Below are 17,286 nucleotides of genomic sequence, written 5' to 3'. Positions count from 1 at the left end.
CCGCCGAGGAAACCCCCATGAACTCAGAACTGCCCGAACATTACCGCCAGATCCTGCTTGGTCTGGGTGAAGACCCTGAACGCGAAGGCTTGCTCGACACCCCCAAGCGCGCCGCCAAGGCCATGCAGTACCTTTGCCACGGCTACGCGCAAAGCGTCGATGAGATAGTCAATGGCGCGCTGTTCGCCTCCGACAATGACGAGATGGTGATAGTCAAAAACATCGAGCTGTATTCGTTATGCGAACACCACCTGCTGCCCTTTATCGGCAAGGCCCATGTGGCCTATATTCCAACCGGCAAGGTGCTGGGGCTGTCGAAGATCGCGCGAATTGTCGACATGTTTGCCCGCCGCCTGCAGATCCAGGAAAACCTCACCCGGCAAATCGCCGACGCCATTGCCCAGGTCACCAACGCCGCCGGCGTGGCGGTGGTGATCGAAGCGCAACATATGTGCATGATGATGCGCGGCGTCGAGAAACAGAACTCGGTGATGAACACCTCGGTAATGCTCGGCGCCTTTCGCGAGTCGGCCAATACCCGGCAAGAATTTTTACAACTGATTGGCCGGAGCCACTGAACATGACGCAACTGCAACCAGGCATGGCGCGCATCCGCATTAAAGACCTCAGCGTGCGCACCTTTATTGGCATCAAAGAAGACGAAATCCTCAACAAGCAGGATGTGTTGATCAACCTAACCATTCTCTATCCCGCCATCGACGCCGTGCGTGACAACGATATCGACCACGCCCTGAACTACCGGACCATCACCAAGGCGATCATCCAACATGTGGAAGGCAACCGCTTTGCCCTGCTCGAACGCCTGACCCAAGAGTTGCTCGATCTGGTGATGGCGCACCCGGCGGTCTGCTACGCCGAAGTGGAAGTCGACAAGCCGCACGCCCTGCGCTTTGCTCAATCGGTATCCATCACCCTGGCAGCCTGTCGAACTTAACGCTGTCCTACTACCCACTTTTCCATTAGCCACTACCCACTCCCCCATTGAGCCCATTGAGAGCACCGCCATGACCGAGCAAGAACGCCTCGAACTCGACGCCGCCGCCTTCCGCCAACTGGTGCAACATTTGCGCTCACGGCCCGACGTGCAAAATATCGAGCTGATGAACCTAGCCGGCTTTTGCCGCAACTGTTTATCCAAGTGGTACAAAGCCGCCGCCGATGACCTGGGCGTCAGCGTCAGCGTCGAGCAAGCCCGCGAAGAGATTTACGGCATGCCCTACAGCGACTGGAAGAACAAATACCAAAAAGACGCCAGCACCGAGCAACAAGCAGCCTTTGCTAAGGTGCACAAGCCATGAGTTCACTCAGCAGTTTTCGCGCCCAACTGCGCAGCGACCAGCATCAGTTCAGCCAGACCCTGGCCTTTATTGCCGAACACTACGACTACCAACCCAGCGCCTTCAGCAATGGCACGCTGGAAAATCCGCCCGGACAAAATGAAGGCTCATGCAAAACCCTGGGTTTGGCCCTGCTGGAAGGTTTTAGCCTGGAGGAAACCTTGCTGGCCTTCGGCGAACACTACCGCGCCGTACTCGCCAGCCCAGCGGGCAACGACCACGGCAATATCCGCGCCCTGATCGACAGTGGCTTAACTGGGGTACGTTTTGCCCAACCGAGCCTGCAACGCAAGGCTTAAACCAGGCCAGCGCTTGGACCAGCGTCGATAGGGCGCCAACAGAAAACTGCAAGCCGTACCAAGCGCGCCAGTGAAACCTTTGCCCCGTCCCATGGACTACCTCTGCGACTGACCCGGTGCGGCGCCGCCGACACTTGCTACAACCGCCAAAGTGGCGAGCTGACTCGGGGCTATGAGCGCCTTGCGCATGTTCAACAATTAGCCCAGCAACTGCCCCGCTTGCGTGCCCGCTAGACGCAACCAAGCAGACCGACGGCCACTCGCCAGCAGCAACCTTAGCGCCACCAGGCAACTGCAGTGGCATTGCTATACTGCCCCTGCAGCCCTCTCGGATATCCCCTGGTATGACCTTACGCAAACGCCTGCTTTGGTTATTCACCCCCTTACTAGCGCTAACGTTGGTGTTTGCTTATGGCCTGTCGGAACGCATTTTACTCAGCCGCTTCGACGTACAAGACCGTGTCCTGCTGCTCAATGATGTCGAGCCCCTGCGCAGTCGTTTAGACACCCTAGTGACGCGCAACCTCGACCTGCTCAAAACCTACTCCGAGTGGGATGACAGCTACGAGTTTATGCAAGGCAAGTACCCGGATTTCGTGCGCAGCAATATGGACGAACAATCACTGGCCTTGCTCGGCTTTGATTTTATGATTTACCTCGATCTCAAGGGCCAGGTGGTGACCGAGCAATGGCAACCGCCGGAACTGGAGCAAATGCTCAGCGTCGGCAGCCTGCGCCCCAGCAGTTACGAGAGTCTGCGCAGCGACATACTGCAGCTGGGCAAACAACTCGCCCAGCAAAGTACCGCCGAGCAAAACCTTGATGGCCGCGGTCAACTGCTGATGCTGCAAGGCACGCCGTTGTTGCTGGTGGCCAGCCCCATCACTGACAGCCAAAGTTACTCCGCGCCGATTGGCATCTTGATCGCCGGTCATTTTATCGATGCCGAGCGCTTTTCAAGCTTGCAAAACCAGGTAGATGGCAAGCTGCTACTGACCGATCCAGCCAGCGAAACCCTGCACTGGGATAGCCTGGTAATGCCACCGGACAGCAGCTTGGACGGCCTGAAAATCGGCCCGCGGCGCTTGCTCGACAACCAGCAGCAACAACTCGACTTGCAATTTAGCAACCAGCTCAACCAACCCGAGCTGGCGTTACGCATCAACGAGGGCCGGCGCCTGCGCCAAGAAGGCCAGCAAGCCATTTGGTTCTTTCTGCTGCTGACCGTCACCGTCGGTGTGCTGGCGCTGCTGCTGATTTACCTAAGCTTGGAATTTTGGGTGTTGCGCCGCCTGCAGCGAATTCACCGCGAGGTCACCCTGATCGGTGCCAACAGCCAACTGCCGCGCTTGACCGATCAGGGCAACGACGAACTCGGCCAACTGGCCCACGCCCTGAACAACATGTTCGAGCGCCTGAGCCAAAGCGAGTCGCGCGAGCAACTGATTCTCGACTCGATCAACGAGGGCTATTTTGAAGTGGATACCAGCGGCAAGCTGATCAGCGCCAACGATGCCCTGGCGAATATTTTTGGCTACAACCGTACTGAACTGCATGGCCGCAACTTCAAGCAAGTCCTTAACGAGGATGACACGCTGCGCACGCAAACCCTCCTGCAACAGCTTGCCCAGGGCAGCAGTGAGAATATTCTGGCCGCCCAATTCAAACGCCGCGACGGCAGCTTCGGCCACTTTGAAGCACGCCTGGCGGCCATGCATGACCACCTGGGGCACATCATTGGTTGGCGCGGCATTGTGCGCGACACCAGCGAGCAAATGGCCTACCAGAACCAACTGATCGACATGGCCTATCGCGACCCGTTAACCGGCCTGGGCAACCGCAAAGCCTTTGGCGAACAATTGCAAAGCTGCCTGGAGCACATGCAGCACAGGCAGCAGACACTGGCGCTGCTGTACCTGGACCTGGACCACTTCAAAGAAGTGAACGACCAATTTGGCCATGACATTGGCGATTTGCTGCTGCAAACCATTGCCGAGCGGCTGCGTAATTCCTTGCGCCAGCCCGACTGGGCCTATCGCCTGGGTGGCGACGAGTTCACCGTATTGTTGCCCGAAGCCGATCAACCCGCCGCCCTGAAACTCGCCGAGCGACTCATCAGCCGCCTCAGCCAGCCGTTCAAACACGGTGACGTGCTGATCGATTTTGTCACCCCCAGCATCGGCATTGCCATCTACCCAGAGCATGCCAAATACGCTGAAGGCCTGATTAAAGCCGCCGACATCGCCATGTATGAAGCCAAGGAACAGCGTAATCGCGCCTGTATCTATCAGCCGGCCAAGCTTTCCTCCCCCGAGTAAAACCGCTAAGGTCGCGCGGTCATCCTCTTTTGGAACACCGCCATGACCGCCCCGCTACTCTCTGGCCCGCAATACCTGCGCGAAGGCCTCAAATTGATCCTCAGCCCAGGTCTGCGACTCTTTGTATTGTTGCCACTGGCGATTAACTTGTTGGTGTTTGTCGGCTTGATCGCCGTCTCGCTGCAGCAGTTCAACGGCTGGGTCGAGGCGTTTATGCCCAGCCTACCGAGCTGGTTGAGTTTTCTTGAATACATCCTCTGGCCACTGTTTGTGCTGCTGGTGCTGCTGATGGTGTTTTTCAGCTTCAACCTGCTGGCCAATATCATCGCCGCGCCCTTTAACGGTTTTCTGGCCGAGAAGGTCGAGATAGTCGTCCGTGGCGAAGACAATTTCCCGGCCTTTAGCTGGGCTGAGTTGACGGCCATGGTGCCGCGCACCATGGGTCGGGAGCTGCGCAAGTTGAGCTATTTCTTGCCGCGCAGCATTGGCCTGCTGATCCTGTCGTTTATACCGGTGCTGAACATTGCCGCCGCACCGCTGTGGTTGCTGTTTGGCGTGTGGATGATGGCCGTGCAGTACATCGACTACCCGGCCGACAACAACAAAGTCAGCTGGGACGAGATGCTCGCCTGGTTGCGCGCGAAGCGCTGGCAGAGCTTGGGGTTTGGCGGCATTACCTATCTGGCGCTGCTGATCCCCTTCGTCAATATCCTCATGATGCCGGCCGCGGTGGCCGGTGCCACGCTGTTTTGGGTGCGCGAGCGCGATGCAGCAGCCCCATCACAGCCTTAAGCATTGATTGCCCAACGGCGCTCGCGGCAGGCTCGCACTACCGGCATTGCCGTTACACTTAGCGTCAGTTATCCAGTCCAGCTTACGAGAGCAGAACATGAGCAGTGAACACAGCGTAAACGGCAACATCGTGTCCCAGATTAAAGGCGAATGGTGGGTCTGCCGCGAAAAGGGCGAGCAGATTGCCGGCCCTTTCAGCTCCGAAACCCTGGCCCGCGAAGTGGCCGCAGTGCTGCAAGACCAACCCGCCCCGCCACCGCGTCGGCGCAACACCTGAGGCGCACACCGGCCCGGCGCCGCGCGGCCACCGTCACAAAGGCGTAACCGCTGTGTCACACTGACAACATGGCCGCAGCCGACACTGTGGCCATGACCGACGCCAGCCTGCATATCGCCCTGATCAGCGAAACCTTCCCACCCGAAACCAATGGCCTGGCCAGCATCCTTGGCCGTCTATCTGCAGGCCTTAGCGCCCGTGGCCATCGGCTGCAAATCGTCCGGCCACGGCAAAGCAGCGACGCTAATCGGCGCAGTGACGCCCAGTTGTTACTGACCCACGGCTGGCCGCTACCTGGTTATCCAGGTCTGCAGTGGGGGTTGTCGGCGCGGCGTAAACTATTCCGTCACTGGCAACTGCAACGCCCAGACGTGCTCTATATCGCCACCGAAGGCCCGTTGGGGCTGTCCGCACTGTGGGCGGCGCGGCGCTTGGGAATCCCGGTGGTCAGCGGTTTTCACACGAGTTTTCAGCACTATGCCAATCATTCTGAACGAGGCTTGCTAAGTCGCTTGCTGACCCATTACCTGCGCTGGTTTCACAACCGCGCGCAACTAACCTTGGTGCCCAGCACCAACCAGTGCCTTGAGTTAACCCGCCGCGGCTTTCAGCATGTGCAGTTACTCGCCAACGGCGTCGATGGCCAGTTGTTTCATCCACACCAACGTAACGGTAATTTGCGCGCCAGTTGGGGCTTGCACGAGGACGACATCGCCGTGCTGCATGTCGGCCGCTTGGCCGCCGAGCACAACCTCGCTGTGCTTGCGCCTAGCTTTCAGGCCTTGCAAGCGGCCTATCCGCAGCGCCAGTTCAAACTGATCCTGATCGGTGACGGCCCGCAACGCGAGGCCCTACAACGGGCGCTACCGAACGCGATCTTTAGCGGCCAGCAACGCGGCGCGGCGCTGGCCGAACACCTTGCCTCGGGCGATCTGTTGCTGCTGCCCAGCGTGCACGAAAGCGCCAGCAATGTACTGCTCGAAGCCCTGGCCTCAGGCCTTGGGGTGGTGGCCTTTGACCAGGCCGCCGCCAGCCAACAGATTCGCCACGGCCATAACGGCGCCCTGGCACTGCCGCACGACAACAGTGGTTTTAGCACCGCCGCGGTGTGGCTATTGGCCGAGCGCGAAACCCTGCGCCGCGTCCGCCTGAACGCCCGGCAACACGCCAGCCGGCAAGGCTGGGAGACGACTATTGAACTATTGGAAAGCTACCTGCGCGCAACTGCGGCTTAATCGAAAGCCTTGGCCGGCGCGGCGTAAGCCAGGCTCAAGGCGCCACGGCCCAGGTTGATCGCGCCGGTGGCGCTGAGCATCGACAGCTGCAGGGCCACCGCCCGCTCGGCGCAGAGCTGTTCCAGGGCGCCGAAGCCAGGCAAGTCGCGCACCACCGACAAATCGCCGGCGTAGCTCAGGCACAGTTGCGGCGCCAACAGTTCATTGGCGGCCACCCGTCTGGCCGCATGGGCAAAGAGCTTTTCGGCGGATTTCTCAAAGCTCGGCGACAAGGCCACCGGCTTGTCGGCGCCGCTTTGCACGCTCAACACCGGCTTTACATCCAGCAGCGAGCCCAGCCCCAGGGCCGCACCACGCACCTTGTCGAGCAAGCCGCTGCGATCACCCTTTTGAAAGCCGCGCTGGCGTAAATGGGCCAGATCATCGGCGACGATAAAGGTGCACGTCTGCCCGGCCAGCTGTTCCAACCGCGTGCGGATAGCATTCGGATGGGCGCCACTGCCAATCAACCGCAGCGCTTCGGCGGCCAGCAAGCCCACCCCGGCAAACACGCTTTTACTGTCGATCACCCGCATCGCAAAGGGCCCAGTCAAACCGGCGGCAGCCCGCCGTTCGCGGTAACACTGCAACAAGCCAAAAGAGGCCTGGGTCGCATGCTCAAAAATCTGGCTGCGCTGGCTGCACACCGTCAGGCACAACAGGTAATCAAACTCGTTGACCAGCTCTTCCAGCAACCATTGTTGCAACTCCAGCACCGGCAACGGCTGGCTATGGTCGCCCGCCTGCACAGTCGGCAATTGCTGCTGATAAAACGCCTGAGTCGCCTGCGGCTCGCGTCTATCAATAAAGCGCTGGCCAGCCACATTCAGCACAATCGGCAACACCCGCACGCCATGCGCCTGTAAAAATTCAGCGGGTAAATCGCAGGTTGCATCCACTACCAGGCCCACACGCACAGCTAACTCCCCGGCCGCTGTCGCGGCGCTTATTGTGATGCGCATCACTTTACGCGCACAGCCATCCGCCGTCTGCCCCAACTGAATGTGGGTTTTTCGCGCGCAGAAAAAAGCCCGCCGAATGGCGGGCTCCGATCAGCGGCAAACTTACTGCTGCGGCGGCTGAGCGGGCAGCGGCCGCAGATTGACTTCAACCCGACGGTTTTGCGCGCGGCCATCGGCAGTCGCGTTGCTGGCAATCGGCTGATCCGGGCCGGCGCCACGGGTCGACAAGCGCGTGCCATCCACCCCTTGCGCGGTTAGGTAATTGGCCACGCTCTGGGCGCGCCGCTGGGACAGGTCCATGTTGTGCTGACGGCTGCCGGTACTGTCGGTAAAACCAACGATTTCGATGCTGTTCTGGTTGAACTGCTTGAACGAAGTCCCGAGGTTATTCAGCGGTGCATAGAAGTTGCTGACGATCTCGGCCGAGTCGGTGGCGAAGGTGATATTGCCCGGCATGATCAGTTTGATCTGATCGCCCTGGCGCTGCACCTCAACACCGGTGCCCTGCATGCTTTGCCGCAGCTCGGCCTCTTGTTTGTCGGCGTAGTAACCGTAACCGGCACCGGCCGCACCGGCTACCGCGGCGCCGATCAGCGCACCCTTGCCACGATTATCATGGTTGATCAAAGCACCCGCAGCGGCGCCCGCCAACGCGCCAAGGCCACCGTATTTAGCGGTTTTATTGCTGCTTGGCGGTTGATTGTCATAGGGATTTTGCGACGCGCAACCGGCCAACAAAGCCACCGCAGTGGCGGCAATCAACAGGCGACTCGGGGTAAACATAGGGTGTAACTCCTGAACGTTTAATCGGCCCTGATGGGCGTTGGTTATTGGAGCACAAAGGCTGCAGAAAATTCCGCTTCAAGCCCGCACGTAAGGGTTACTGCGCATTTCATCACCCAAGCGGGTATCCGGGCCATGGCCGGTAACCACGGTGGCGTCCTCATCCAGAGTATACAAACGCTGCTTGATCGAGCGCTCGATGGTTGGGTAATCGCCGCCCCACAAATCGGTGCGGCCAATACCGCCGCGAAACAGCGTGTCGCCAGCAATCAACAGCTTCGCCTCCGGAAACCAAAAGCTCATCGACCCCGGCGTGTGTCCTGGGGTGTGCAGCGCCACGCCACAACCGCAATCCAACGCTTGGTCATCACTCAACCACTGATCCGGCGGCGGTACCGGCACATAGGGCACACCGAACATGCCGCACTGCATCTCAAGATTATCCCAGAGGAACTGATCCTCCTTGTGCAGGTGCAAAGTGGCGCCGGTTTTCTCCTTCATCTGCCCAGAGGCCAAGAAGTGATCCAGATGCGCGTGGGTATGAATGATGCTCACTACCTTGAGGCCATGAGCTTCAAGCTTGGCCATGATCAACTCAGGGTTGCCACCCGGATCGACCACTATGGCTTTCTTGGTCAGCGGATCGCCAATGATGGTGCAGTTGCACTGCAAAGGCCCGACGGGGAAGGTTTCGCGGATCAGGGTGGCTGGCACGGTCATCGAGTGAAGCTCCGAAATCAGTAATGACGCAATTTTGGCACAACCCGCGAAACGCTGGCGACCAACAGACCGAATGGTCCGTACCGGTGACACATCCAAACCAGAGCGGCGGCGCAGGACGCATATTGCAACACAAACACAATCGACACCGGCTGCGAGCCCGCTACCGTGCCAGCCCAAATACAGGAAAACGACGAGTAGCTATCAATGCGCGATCAAGCTCACAGCACCACTAATCCCTGGGGTTTATTGCTTGCAGTGTGGCTGCTGGCAGTGGCCTCGACCCTCGCTGCCTTGTTTATCGGCGAGGTCATGGGCAAAACCCCGTGCGTGCTGTGCTGGTTCCAGCGGATCTGCATGTTTCCTCTGGCAGTGCTGCTGACTATCGCCTGCTATCGCTCAGATTTCGCCGTTTGGATATACGCGTTACCCCTTGCCGTTATCGGCTGGGGGATCGCCTTGTATCACTGCCTGCTGTTCGTTGGCGTGATCCCGGAAAGCCTCAAGCCGTGCAGTGCTGGAACTTCCTGCTCCGGGGCTGACATGATGATTTTCGAGAATGTGCCGCTACCGCTGATTTCCTTGATCGCCTTCACCGCGATCGTCCTGCTGCTTATCCTGATTCGCCGGAGAACCCTCGTATGAACAGACGCGCCATCGTCCTGACCATCAGCGCCGTGACCATCTTAGGCTTTGCCGCTGCGGCAATGCTCTACCAGGGGTCTTCAGTGCCCCAGGAAGCTCCGGCGGTTACCCAGGCGGCAAGTTCATTGGTGCGTTTTCATTCCCCGACTCTTGGGCCGATAAACGCTCCCGTCACCATTGTCGAGTTCTTCGACCCTTCGTGCGAAAGCTGCCGTGCTTTCTTTCCCTACCTGAAACAGATCATGGCGAAGTACCCCAATGACGTGCGCATTGTCATTCGCTATGTACTGCTCCACAAAGGCTCGGAAGAGGCCGTACGGCTATTGGAATCCGCTCGGATGCAGGGGGTCTATGAACCTGTATTGGAGGCGGTATTGGAGGCTCAGCCGCAGTGGCATGATGATCCAAAAGCCCTGAAGGCGTGGGAGGCGGCTCAAGCGGTGGGTTTGAATGTCGAGAAGGCTCGCGAAACGATGAACTCGCCGAGGATCGACCAGATCCTCGCCCAGGATGCTGAGGACGTTAAAACCGTTGGGGTTCAAGGTACTCCGACCTTCTTCGTCAACGGCAAGCCCTTGACTCAATTCGGCCCGGAGCCGCTCCTGGAACTCGTGCAGAGCGAAATGGAAAAGGCCCAGTAAACAGACCGGATAGTTCAAGCGTCGTTTCTTGCCCATAGGGGATTTTCAATGCGTGCACTGGAAAACAAGATACCTCCACCCATTGTTGCAGCCCTGTTCGGGTTGCTGATGTGGGGCGGATCTCACTATGTGACGAGCATCGACGCGGCCCTTGCGGTGCGAGTAGTGGCAGCATTGCTGGTGTTCTGCGTGGGGGTATTCTTTAGCCTTGCAGGAGTCGTGTCGTTCCGACGGGCGAAGACCACCGTCAATCCGTTGCAGCCTGAAACAGCCTCGGCGCTGGTCAGCTCGGGCATCTATCGGTACTCACGCAATCCTATGTATGTCGGCTTCGCGTTGTTTCTCACGGCCTGGGCTTGCTACCTGGCATCAGCGCTTTTGTTGCTCGGGGTGCTGGGGTTTGTCCTGTACATGAACCGCTTCCAGATCGCCCCCGAAGAGCGCGCATTGGCGGCTCTGTTTGGGGCCGACTTCCTGGCCTATCAGGCGAAGGTGCGCCGCTGGCTATAAAACCGGCTTGCCCATCGTCAGCGCGGCCATTGGCTGCATTACCAGGACTTATCTTGCGCGGGCCGGGAACAAGCTCGCCAGCCGCCCAGTCCAAGCGGTAACGCATTTATCTGCCGGCTTTGCGGCTGGGCAGAATCATTTCTTACGAGGTTTACCCATGATTATTCCCCGCCACCTGACCCTGGTTGCAGTTTTATCCCTGGCGGCTTGTCCGGCCTTTGCCTTCAACCTGAGCGAGGCGGCCAATGTGCTGTCGGCGGCCGGTGGCAAAGACGGTGGCGCGGCGACGAGCTTATTGGGCAATCCGCAGAGCCTTGAGCTGCTGCAAAGCCTGAGCAGCCTCAAGCTGACCCCCCAGCAGGCCTTGGGCGGCACCGGCGCCTTGCTCGGGCTGGCGAAAAATCAGCTGCCCAGCGCCGAATACAGTCAGCTGAACCAGAGCGTACCGGGGCTGGAGAAGTTCGAGGGCAACCAGGGCCTGAGTCAACTCAATGGTCTCAGCGGCCTGCTCGGCAAGTCGGCGGGCACCCCGCTGAGCGAGGAAGCTAATGCAGCCTTGGGCAATGTGAATAGCCTGCCGGCGCTGAATCAAGCCTTCAGCGCCCTGGGCATGGACAGCAGCATGATCGGCAAATTCGCCCCGCTGCTGCTGCAGTACTTCGGCCAGCAGGGTGTGCAAGGTTCGTTGCTGAGCAGCCTGGGCGGCCTCTGGGGTGTCGGCAGCGGCGCCTAATTCGTGCACTGAGGTGTTGGCGGCGCCGGCCACCCGCAGGTCTTCCTCGGCGCCGGCGCAACCACCTATTCGCGATTTTCGCCGCCCATCTGCCAAGGTTTTTCGACTACTGGCTCGGCGCCGCTGAGCCAGCGCCCCAGCAGGTTGATTAGCTCCTGGCGCGCCACCGGTTTGGCCAGATAGTCATCGGCACCGGCAGCGATGCACTTCTCGCGATCACCCTTCATAGCGTGGGCCGTAAGGGCGATGATCGGAATACTGCAGCCATGCTCACCTTTGAGCAGCTGAGTCGCCACATAGCCATCCATGTTGGGCATGGCCATGTCCATCAGGATCAGGTCGAACTGCGCGCTCTGGTAGCAGGCGATGGCCTCCAGCCCGTCCTTGGCCGGAGTGACCCTGAGGCCAACGTCATCGAGCAGCGCGGTGAGGGCATAGATGTTGCGCACATCGTCGTCCACCAGCAGCACGCGGTTGCCCGCCAAGGGGTTGTCGTTGTGCACCGACAGAGCGGATTGCGGATCGCGGACCTCGGCGAGGAAGCCCTGCACGGCGGCACTGAGACCGCCCAGGTCATTACCCGACTTACGCACCACCACCGCCGAGTAGCGGCGCAGTCGCTGCAGGTTGTGCTGGGTGACGTCCACCCCGGTATTGATCACCACCCGCGTGCCGTTGAGCGGGCGCTGGCTGTTGAGGGCCTCGAGCAGGTCGAAACCATCCTGATCCGGCAGGTCGAGATCAATCACCAGGGCATCGAAGCGCGCTTCCCCGTAGGCAATCCGCGCCGCCTCGGCGCTGGAACTGGCCACCACCGTGAAACCCAACTGCTGCAGGTGCTCGCGGTAGTGCTCGCGCTCCACCTCGATGTCCTCGACCAACAGCAGATGACCCGCCTTCTCCGCCCCCCGCTGCAGGCCTTCGAACACCCGTTCCAAGTCCCCGCGGCCGATGGGTTTGACCAAGTAGCGCGTGCCCTCCTCCTTCCAGTCCGCCGGCTGCGGTATGCAGGAGATGATGTGCACCGGCGTCCCCCGGTGCATCATCAGGCTGCGCAAGCGCCGGTAGATCTGCCAACCGCTGATGTCGGGCAACAGGATGTCGAGAATCACCGCACTGAAGCGCTCCTCCTGCAACAACTCGATGGCCTGCTTGCCGCTACGGCAATGCACAGTGGCGAACCCATGACTCTGCGCCTCCTCGGCAATCACTGCGGCGAAGTTGTGGTCGTCTTCGACGATCAACACCGCACTGCCCTGCCCTTTGCGCTGCGGCGCCTCGATGAGCGCCTCGCTCTGCAGCCCTGGCGTAACCGCCACCGGCAGCTCGACGATGAAGCACGAGCCCTGCCCAAGCGTGCTCTCCAGGTGGATTTCGCCGTCCAGGGCCACCACCAGTTGGCGAGTGATGGCCAAGCCCAACCCGGTACCGCCGAAGCGCCGACTGGTGGACCCGTCGATCTGCTGGAAGGCCTGAAAAATCCGCTCGTACTGCTGCGCCGGGATACCGATGCCCGTGTCGCGCACGGCGAAACGCAGCATTTCGCGGCCGTCGCCACAAGGCTGGCTGCTCACCGACAACTCCACTTCGCCGTGTTCGGTGAACTTGAGCGCGTTCGACAGCAGGTTGCGCAGGATCTGATGCAGGCGCCCACGGTCGCTGAGGATGACCCGCGGCACACTGGGATCCAGCCGGGCGCTCAGGCGCAGCCGCTTAATCTCGGCCATCGGGCGCAGACTGGCATCCAGCTCCACCAGCATGTCCTGCATGTTCAGCGGCTCCAGCTTGAGCTGCATGCGCCCGGCCTCGACCCTGGCCAGGTCGAGCACGTCATTGATCAACTGCAGCAGATCACTGCCGGCGCGGTGGATGATGTCGGCATGTTTGGCCTGTTTCTCGCTGAGGTTGCCGGCGCTGTTCTGCCGCAGTTGGTCGCTGAGAATTAGGATGCTGTTGAGCGGCGTGCGCAGCTCGTGGGACATATTGGCGAGAAACTCGGATTTATACCGGCTGGCCAGGATCAGCTGCTCGGCCTGGTCACGCAGACGCTGCTCGGCCGCCTTGCGCGCCTGCAGATCGACCAGGTTGAGCAGGTAGCTCGCCCCGACCTCATGGGCCAGCACACTCAGGCTCAACGCCACCGGAATGACCTCGCCACTGTCGCGACGAGCTTCATATTCGTTGGACTCAACCGGCACGCGGCTGTCGTGCACCAGCACCGTAAGGTCACTGACCTCAGGCAGGAAGCGCCGCACCCGCTCGCCCAGTAGAGCCTCCTGGGTGCAATCGAGCAACTCGGCGGCGCTCTGATTGGACATCTCGATGCGCCCATCGGGGCCACACAGCAGCGTGGCCACCGGCAAGCGTTCCACCAGCATGCGAAAGCGCTCTTCGCGCTCGCGCAACTGCGCGTTCACCAATTGGTTAGCGCTCAACTCGCGTTCGCGTAGCCACAGGTAGCCGCCCACCAACAGGGACAACAGCACCACCGCAGCCAACCCCATCCACAGACTGAAGAGCAGAGACTTGTTGCCCTGAGCGGCCTCGTACTCGGCGGTGCTGCTGAGGCTCAAGAGCCATGTGCGACCGAACAAGGTCAGCGTTTGCTCAATATGAAAACGCGGTTCCAGCGTGGATGCACTGCTCTCGTCCAGCAGAATATTGGACGAGGACTGCTCATCGACGATCTTGATGCGAAACAACGTGTTCTGGGCGCCGAGTATCCCATCCATCAGGTCATTCAGGCGAAAGGTGCCGCCGACCATCCCCCGCAACGCGTCCATGCGTTCCTTTGCGGTGGTTAAAGGGGCGTCCTGTCGGTACACCGGCAGATACAGAATCACACCACTCTGCGGGGCCTGGTCGGTTTCCTGACGGAGCAGCAGCGGCCCAGTGATCACCGCCACGCCGGTGCGCCCAGCGTGATCGGCGGCCTCGCGGCGAACCGGCTCGGTGAGCATGTTAAAACCGACGGCCCGGCGGTTACGCCAATCCAGCGGGCTGATGTAGTTCACCAGCAGGTACTCCTCACTGCTGGGTTCTGCCGGGATGATGCGAAAATCCTTGCGCCCACTGGCCTGCATGTCGGCGAGAAAACCCTCGACCTGCCCGGCCCGCAAATAACTGGACCAGGAGACCGCCTGAATGCCGGGGTAGCGCTCCTGCACATGCAACTGGTCGACCGCGCGTGTCCATTGTTCGAGCGATACCTGGTCGCTGCCGACTATCAGCCCAGACATCCCGCGCAGCACCATCTCATAGGCCCGCATGCGCGACTCGACGCGCTGCTTGACCTCCTGGCTCTCCAACTGGAAGCGCTGCTGGGCTTCCTCACGACCGCGCTGCTCCAATGCCTGCCATTGCCACAGCATCAGTGCCCCCAGGCCAAGCAGCAGAGCCAGGGCCACCAGCACGGGAATCCAGGGTTTACGGGAGAGAGGGGGTGACCTAACGTCCATGCGATCTCCTGTGCGGTCCTTGCTTGGCAAACTCGGGCGCAGTGGCCACAAGTTACGGGGACGACTGCAAAGAGTCGCCTCTGGCAGTCTAGTCAGGAACCCGACGAAGAGTTTAGCGCCCGCCATAGCGCGACGGACGGCATCGATCAGCAGGCCGCCAGTCGGAGGGCTGCTGGGTACACGGGCGGCTTACTGTTGTAAGGCGTTTTGCCGCCCATCGGCGGCAAACACCTCAGCCCTCTTGGCGATACTCACCCGGCGATTTGCCAGTCCACTTCTTGAACGCGCGACGAAAATTCGACGGGTCGCTAAAGCCCAGCAAGAAGGCGATTTCGTACAGCGGCAAGTGGGTGGTGGTCAGGTATTGCAAGGCCAGGCGTTTGCGCACCTCATCGAGCACCTGTTGATAGCTGGTGCCCAATGTGGACAGGTGCCGGCGCAGGCTGCGACCGCTGGTGTGCAAGGCCTGGGCGGCGCTTTGCAGGTCGGGGAAATCGCCGGGACGGGCCAGCAATAAACGCCGCACGCGGGTCAGCAGGCCGTCTTGTACATCGAGGCTGGCCAGCAAGGCTTCGCATTGCTGCTCGCACATCTGCACCGTGCCGGGGTTGGCCAGCGCCATCGGCCGTTCAAGGTAGCTCTGCGGCAAGCTCAACCAGTGGTAGGGCTGGTCAAACTGCACCGTCACACCAAACACCTCGGTATAACGTGCCGCATAGGCCGGCGCCGGGTAGGCGAAACCGAGTGCCAGGCCCTGCAACTCGCTACCGACTAAAAACCGCGCGATGCTGTACAGGCTGGCCTGCAAGCCCTCGACGGCGAAGCGACTGAGCGGCCCCATCGACATCGACTCCACTGCGCGCAATTGCAGCCGACCCGGCTGCTCGATGATGTCCAGGTCAAATGCCAGACCCAAGACCCGGTAGTACTTCAGGGCAAACTGAATCGCCTGGCCGAGGTTGGCGCTGGCCAGCACCGCATAACCCAAAATCCCGTGGGTCGAGACGTTTAGCCGCTGCCCCAGCAACAGGCCCAGCGCCGGCTCCTGACAGCGCTGCAAGGCGGCGCTGGCGAGCAAGTTGAAATCGATAAACGACAACCGGCCATTGGGGTTATCCAGCGTTTGCGGCTTGACCTGAGCGACGCGAAACAGCTCGGCACGGCTGACCCCAAGCTCCCCCGCCAGCCCCAGCAGGGCTTCAACGTAGGCGACGGGCACCAGTTCGGCGGTGAGCATTAATGGTGATTTCATGGCTTATTCTTATTGTGCTAATGGCCAGATATGACCCAAATATTGGCTGAAGATAACCTTGGCGAGCCCCCCATAACAAGCCCATAGTGGCAAATGAAAACAATGCCCCAGTCATGCGTGCGCCGAGCAGTAGCACTGAAAACCGACTGGATTAGCAGCGCAGGGCGTTGCGTAAGCTGGGCGTAAGCCCGACCGACAAATAGCCCTTCAGCAGTTAACGGCACATACATAGCAAATAAAATAGGCCCATCAACGCGCAGGGAATCTCTATGGTCAGCAGCACCCCGGATGGTTTGCAGATTCGCCCACGGCAGTTGGATTTTGACTTGCCCAACCCGCTGCCGCGCCACTGGCATGGCGGCGATGCCTTCAAGACCCACCTGTTCGACGCCATGTCGGTGTTATTTCCCGATGGCGAGCGCTTCTTTATCGACTCGGTACGGCTGTTTCGCGAGCAAATCGCCGACCCGGTATTGAACGAGCACATCCGCGGCTTTATCGGCCAGGAAGGCCATCACAGCCGTGAGCATCTGGACTACAGCGCCCGCCTGCGTGAACTTGGCTATGACGTGGACTACCTCGAACGTGGCCTCAAGCGGCGCCTGGCCTTTGTGCAAAAGCATCTGCCACCGGCGGCGCAACTGGCCTCAACCGTGGCGGTTGAACACCTGACCGCGATTCTGGCCGACTCTCTGCTGAGCAACCAAAGAATGATGGGCGGCGCCGACCCCACAGTGGCCAAGCTGTGGCGCTGGCACGCGCTGGAGGAGACCGAGCACAAGGCCGTGGCCTTTGATGTGTTCCAGCAGGTGCACGGCAGCCGCTGGTTGCTGCGCCGGGCCATGTTGCAGAGCACCTTCTTCTTCACCTTCGACACCACCAAGGGCCTGATCCACATGCTCAAGCGCGACGGTCTGCTGTGGAACTGGCGGATCTGGCGCGATGGCCTGGTATGGCTGTGGGGTAAAGAAGGGATATTCCGCAAGCTGGTGCCGGCCTACCTTGATTTTTACAAGGACGGTTTTCAGCCCTGGCAGCACAACAACCTGCACCTGGTCGAAGCCTACCGCGCCGAGTTCGATGCAGCAGTAACCGAGGCCCACCCGGCGCCGGCAATGGCCTGCTGAGCCAGCGACGCAGGCTTGTTACGGCAAGCCTGCGTGCTCGATAAGTGTCGATATCAGCAGCGGGCGGTTCTGCATCAGCCCTAACATCGGGCTACCTCTGATGGGCAATATTCAAATTAAATACGTGTGTGAACGCA

The 17,286-nt window shown here is 60.3% G+C and carries 18 protein-coding genes; 13 read left to right on the top strand and 5 right to left on the bottom strand.

The genetic code is table 11. The features are described 5' to 3' along the window. Positions 1–17: 17 nt before the first annotated feature. The 8 genes from folE (at position 18) to Q8R10_RS08705 (ending at position 6,279) form a co-directional block, all read left to right on the top strand. Complete coding sequence (gene folE / locus Q8R10_RS08740; protein ID WP_305652906.1) at positions 18–578, top strand: GTP cyclohydrolase I FolE; 561 nt, start codon at positions 18–20, stop codon at positions 576–578. Positions 579–580: 2 nt separating this feature from the next. Beyond that, complete coding sequence (gene folX, locus Q8R10_RS08735; RefSeq protein WP_305652905.1) at positions 581–955, top strand: dihydroneopterin triphosphate 2'-epimerase; 375 nt, start codon at positions 581–583, stop codon at positions 953–955. Between the two features lie 70 nt (positions 956–1,025). Beyond that, positions 1,026–1,319 (top strand): DUF1244 domain-containing protein, encoded by a 294-nt coding sequence (locus Q8R10_RS08730; RefSeq protein WP_371133304.1) that lies wholly within the window; start codon positions 1,026–1,028, stop codon positions 1,317–1,319. Beyond that, positions 1,316–1,657 (top strand): HopJ type III effector protein, encoded by a 342-nt coding sequence (locus Q8R10_RS08725; protein ID WP_305652904.1) that lies wholly within the window; start codon positions 1,316–1,318, stop codon positions 1,655–1,657. Before Q8R10_RS08730 ends, Q8R10_RS08725 begins: the two co-directional genes overlap by 4 nt. A gap of 344 nt (positions 1,658–2,001) precedes the next feature. After that, positions 2,002–3,975 (top strand): diguanylate cyclase domain-containing protein, encoded by a 1,974-nt coding sequence (locus tag Q8R10_RS08720; RefSeq protein WP_305652903.1) that lies wholly within the window; start codon positions 2,002–2,004, stop codon positions 3,973–3,975. Between the two features lie 42 nt (positions 3,976–4,017). Next, positions 4,018–4,767: a sulfate transporter CysZ gene (cysZ, locus tag Q8R10_RS08715; RefSeq protein WP_305652901.1), complete on the top strand. Its 750-nt coding sequence runs from the start codon at positions 4,018–4,020 to the stop codon at positions 4,765–4,767. A gap of 97 nt (positions 4,768–4,864) precedes the next feature. Continuing rightward, on the top strand, positions 4,865–5,044 hold the full coding sequence (locus Q8R10_RS08710) for a hypothetical protein (RefSeq protein WP_305652900.1): 180 nt from the start codon (positions 4,865–4,867) through the stop codon (positions 5,042–5,044). Between the two features lie 68 nt (positions 5,045–5,112). Then, entirely contained in the window at positions 5,113–6,279 is a 1,167-nt protein-coding gene (locus Q8R10_RS08705; protein ID WP_305652898.1) for a glycosyltransferase family 1 protein, read from the top strand. On the opposite strand, the gene Q8R10_RS08700 is transcribed toward Q8R10_RS08705, so the two are convergent. From Q8R10_RS08700 to Q8R10_RS08690, 3 genes are all read right to left on the bottom strand, one after another. Continuing rightward, entirely contained in the window at positions 6,276–7,235 is a 960-nt protein-coding gene (locus Q8R10_RS08700; RefSeq protein WP_305652897.1) for a DegV family protein, read from the bottom strand. The two genes, Q8R10_RS08705 and Q8R10_RS08700, sit on opposite strands and share 4 nt — an antisense overlap. Positions 7,236–7,382: 147 nt before the next feature. Beyond that, the gene (locus Q8R10_RS08695; protein WP_305652896.1) at positions 7,383–8,063 is read right to left on the bottom strand and encodes an OmpA family protein; all 681 of its coding nucleotides are present in this window, start codon (positions 8,061–8,063) and stop codon (positions 7,383–7,385) included. Between the two features lie 78 nt (positions 8,064–8,141). After that, a complete protein-coding gene (locus tag Q8R10_RS08690; RefSeq protein ID WP_305652894.1) occupies positions 8,142–8,783 on the bottom strand; it encodes an MBL fold metallo-hydrolase in 642 nt (213 codons plus the stop codon). A 207-nt stretch (positions 8,784–8,990) separates the two neighbouring features. Here Q8R10_RS08690 and Q8R10_RS08685 point away from each other — a divergent pair, with 207 nt between their 5' ends. From Q8R10_RS08685 to Q8R10_RS08670, 4 genes are all read left to right on the top strand, one after another. Continuing rightward, complete coding sequence (locus Q8R10_RS08685; RefSeq protein WP_305652893.1) at positions 8,991–9,428, top strand: disulfide bond formation protein B; 438 nt, start codon at positions 8,991–8,993, stop codon at positions 9,426–9,428. Further along, entirely contained in the window at positions 9,425–10,069 is a 645-nt protein-coding gene (locus Q8R10_RS08680) for a thioredoxin domain-containing protein (protein WP_305652891.1), read from the top strand. Before Q8R10_RS08685 ends, Q8R10_RS08680 begins: the two co-directional genes overlap by 4 nt. 48 nt (positions 10,070–10,117) lie before the next feature. After that, positions 10,118–10,579, top strand: a complete 462-nt coding sequence (locus Q8R10_RS08675) for an isoprenylcysteine carboxylmethyltransferase family protein (RefSeq protein WP_305652889.1) — start codon at positions 10,118–10,120, stop codon at positions 10,577–10,579. A gap of 157 nt (positions 10,580–10,736) precedes the next feature. Beyond that, on the top strand, positions 10,737–11,312 hold the full coding sequence (locus tag Q8R10_RS08670) for a DUF2780 domain-containing protein (RefSeq protein ID WP_305652887.1): 576 nt from the start codon (positions 10,737–10,739) through the stop codon (positions 11,310–11,312). 65 nt (positions 11,313–11,377) lie between these two features. On the opposite strand, the gene Q8R10_RS08665 is transcribed toward Q8R10_RS08670, so the two are convergent. Further along, a complete protein-coding gene (locus tag Q8R10_RS08665) occupies positions 11,378–14,770 on the bottom strand; it encodes a response regulator (protein ID WP_305652886.1) in 3,393 nt (1,130 codons plus the stop codon). Positions 14,771–15,002: 232 nt separating this feature from the next. Next, entirely contained in the window at positions 15,003–16,022 is a 1,020-nt protein-coding gene (locus Q8R10_RS08660) for an AraC family transcriptional regulator (RefSeq protein ID WP_305652885.1), read from the bottom strand. 269 nt (positions 16,023–16,291) lie between these two features. On the opposite strand from Q8R10_RS08660, the gene Q8R10_RS08655 reads away from it, so the two are divergent. Next, positions 16,292–17,149: a metal-dependent hydrolase gene (locus Q8R10_RS08655; protein ID WP_305652884.1), complete on the top strand. Its 858-nt coding sequence runs from the start codon at positions 16,292–16,294 to the stop codon at positions 17,147–17,149. Positions 17,150–17,286: the final 137 nt, after the last annotated feature.

It is taken from the genome of Pseudomonas sp. (assembly GCF_030698175.1).
In the GTDB taxonomy this organism is placed as follows: Bacteria; Pseudomonadota; Gammaproteobacteria; order Pseudomonadales; family Pseudomonadaceae; genus Aquipseudomonas.
This window is presented reverse-complemented; position numbering and strand designations above follow the sequence as displayed.